The 242-nt window shown below is 52.1% G+C and carries 1 protein-coding gene; it reads left to right on the top strand.

What is annotated here, in order from left to right; translation table 11 throughout:
- The coding region (locus KVT36_RS32025; RefSeq protein WP_217607485.1) for a YqgE/AlgH family protein at positions 1 to 242 on the top strand (242 nt) is incomplete at both ends.

The following is a 242-nucleotide window of genomic DNA, read 5'->3' as shown; positions in this document are numbered from 1 at the left end:
GAAAGATCCGCACTTTGCCCCCACCGTTGTATTACTTTGTGACCACCAGGATAAGGGCAGTTTTGGTTTTGTGATCAATAAGCTGTTTGATCACACGCTGGATGAGCTGGTGCCTGAAGTGCTGGTGCCTAACATCCCCGTGTTCTTTGGCGGCCCGGTGCAAATGGATACTATCCACTTTGTACACCAGCAGCCGGGGCTTATTGACGGTGGTTTGGAGATCATTCCGGGCATCGACTGGG

The sequence above is a fragment of the Chitinophaga sp. GbtcB8 genome, from assembly GCF_019091455.1.
Taxonomy (GTDB): domain Bacteria; phylum Bacteroidota; class Bacteroidia; order Chitinophagales; family Chitinophagaceae; genus Chitinophaga.
Note: the sequence above shows the minus strand (reverse complement) of the source record. Positions and strands in the feature narration are given on the sequence as shown.